General features: G+C 59.2%; 2 protein-coding genes. Both read right to left on the bottom strand.

The annotated features are described in order from the left end of the window. Window positions 1–107: 107 nt before the first annotated feature. Window positions 108–1649, bottom strand: coding sequence for a glutathione ABC transporter substrate-binding protein (locus RTY00_RS01755; RefSeq protein WP_312663211.1), 1542 nt, complete (start codon window positions 1647–1649; stop codon window positions 108–110). Window positions 1650–1670: 21 nt separating this feature from the next. Then, a partial coding sequence (locus RTY00_RS01760; protein WP_312663212.1) for a dipeptide ABC transporter ATP-binding protein occupies window positions 1671–2827 on the bottom strand: 1157 nt, incomplete at its 5' end.

Genomic DNA, 2827 nt, shown 5'->3' on the forward strand with positions numbered 1-2827 from the left:
GATGTATGCGAACATGCGGTTCCTTTTGGTTGGGTGCGGATTGTTCCAGGTGCGCATAAATGCGCACCCTACAACGTAGGGTCGCCATTAATGGCGACCGCCAACCTTTACTTAAACGTCGCCTGATTAAACAGGAAGTTGCCATCCGGCAGCATCGATACACCGCTCAGCGTGCTGCGTTTGCCGACCAGATTGTCTGGCGTGCCGAGGAAGGCGACTGGCGCCTCTTTCCACAACACTTTCTGCGCTTCGGCGTAGGCTTCGCCACGCTTGGCTGGATCGGCGGTGGCTAAACCACCGGCAATCGCTTTGTCGGCTTCGGCATTGCTGAAGTACGAGACGTTATACGAGGTCGGCACCCAGGATTCGGTGGCGTAGAGTGGACGCAAGGCCCAATCGGCATCACCGGTTGATGTCGACCAGCCGCCGTAATAGAGATCAAATTCCGCCTCTTTCGGGTCCTTCACGCCCCACAGTTTGGCGTTGCGCGTGCCGGAATCCATCGGCGTTACCGTGGCGCGAATGCCCACCGTTGCCAGCTGCGCTTTCAATACCTGCGCGGCACGCACGCTGGCGGTGGCGTTGGTGACCCACAGTTTAAGATCGAGGCCGTTCGGATAACCGGCGGCTTTCAGCAGCGCTTTGGCTTCATCCGGCGCATAGCGATAGTTCGGTGCGCTCTGCTTCTGATAGAACTGCACGCCTTGCGGAATCGCCGAGCTGGCCGGTTTGCCCATGCCGGCAAACGCCACTTTCAGCCACAGATCGCGGTCTATGGCGTAGTTGATCGCCTGACGCACACGGACATCCGCCAGCGGTTTGTGCTGGGTGTTGATCGCCATGTAATAGAGATAAATGCTCGGATCGCGCTGCACCGCCAGTTTGCTATCGCTCTGCACGGTGGCGATCAGATCGGATGGCAATGGCCAGATCGCATCCACCTGCCCCGATTTCAGCGCCGCCACGCGCGTGGCATCTTCCGGGCTTGGCGAGAAGATCACGTTATCCACTTTCGGCCAGCCTTTTTGCCAGTAGCCGTCGTACTTCGCCAGCGTCACGGCTTTACCCGGCTGCCAGGTCACGAATTTGAACGGACCGGTGCCGACCGGATGCAGGCGCAGCTGCGCTTCTTCCGGATACTGTTTGAGAATCGCCGGGCTCCACATCACCGCCGACGGATGCGCCAGCGTATTGATGAATGCACCAAAGGATTGGTTCAGATCGATTTTCACCTGATCCGGCGCCAGCACCGTCACTTTCGCAATCATCTTGTAGAGGCTGTTGCGCTTGAGGCCTTTGGTCTGGTCGGCAAGGCGATCGAGGTTGGCCTTCACCGCTTCGGCATCGAACGGCGTGCCGTCCTGGAAGGTCACGTCTTTACGCAGCGTCAGGGTAAATTCGGTGGCGCTGTCGTTGCTGGTGTAGCTGGTAGCCAGCCACGGCTGCAGCTTCATCTTGGCATCGAACTGGAACAGACGCTCGAAGATGCCGCTCTGCACCGAGTAGCTGACGTTATCGGAGGTATCGTGCGGATCGAGGCCGGTGATGTCGGCATACATCGAAATGCGCAGATCCTGTGCCTGAGCGGCGGCGGCCAGCGAGAGGGTCAATCCCAGCGCGAGCGCAGTACGGCGGAAAATCGGGTTCATGAAATCTCCTGGTATTGAGGGTTAGCGCGAAACAAAATCAGCGACCCAGTGTTGCGGAGCAACCTGGCAATAACGCGGTTTAACGACCGTTTCTCCCACCTTGCGCAGCGGCGAAGGTATTTCGCTTTCCTCGAAAGTGCGGGGTTGACGGTTCTGGGGATCGGCCACCGGCACCGAGGCCAGCAGACGTTGGGTATACGGATGTTGCGGCTGGTTGAACACCGATTGACGCGGTCCCAGCTCAACAATCTGGCCGAGATACATCACCGCCACGCGGTTAGCGATACGTTCCACCACCGCCATATCGTGCGAGATGAAAATCCACGCCACGCCGGTTTGCTGTTGCAGATCCATCATCAGGTTTACCACCTGCGCCTGAATTGACACGTCCAGCGCCGAGACGGCTTCGTCAGCGATGATCACTTTGGGTTTCAGCGCCATGGCGCGCGCAATGGCGATACGCTGACGCTGGCCGCCGGAAAATTCATGTGGATAGCGCTGCGCATGTTCCGGCAATAAGCCCACGCTTTTCAGTAACGCATCGACCTGCGGCGACGCTTCTTCCAGCGACTTGACCATGCCGTGCAGCAGCAGCGGTTCGGCAATGGTGAAGCCGACGGTGAGACGCGGATTGAGCGAGGCGTAAGGATCCTGAAACACCATCTGGATTTCACGGCGCAGCGGCTGGAACTGCGCCTCTTTCAGGTTGGCGATTTCGTTGCCCTGGAAATGGATGCTGTCGGCGTCGCTGTTAATCAGCCGCATCAGCGCCCGGCCGGTGGTGGATTTGCCGCAGCCGCTTTCGCCGACAATCGCCAGGGTTTCGCCCGGCCACAGGCTGAAATCGATCTGCTCCACCGCGTGCACCTGATGGGTGAGCGCCGAGAAAATGCCGCTGCGAATTGGGTAGTAGACTTTCAGGCCGCGTACATCCAGCAGCGGCGTTTCATCGTAGCGCGCGGTGCGCTGCTCGCTGTTATCGCTGGCATTACTGCCCAACAGCGGAAAGCGCTGCGGCCATGCGTGTTCGCGCATATCGCCGAGCTTCGGCACTGCGGCCAATAACGCTTTGGTGTACGGATGCTGCGGCGCGTTGAAGATTTCAGTTACCGTGCCCTGCTCTACCACTTCGCCGCGCAGCATCACCACCACGCGATCGGCGATTTCTGCCACCACGC

The sequence above is a fragment of the Pantoea sp. CTOTU49201 genome (genome assembly GCF_032054795.1).
In the GTDB taxonomy this organism is placed as follows: Bacteria; Pseudomonadota; Gammaproteobacteria; order Enterobacterales; family Enterobacteriaceae; genus Pantoea; species Pantoea symbiotica.

Bases quoted from the DNA above. Each gene is read 5' to 3' on its own strand.
- RTY00_RS01755 (WP_312663211.1), bottom strand. From the start codon at position 1,649: ATGAACCCGATTTTCCGCCGTACTGCGCTCGCGCTGGGATTGACCCTC.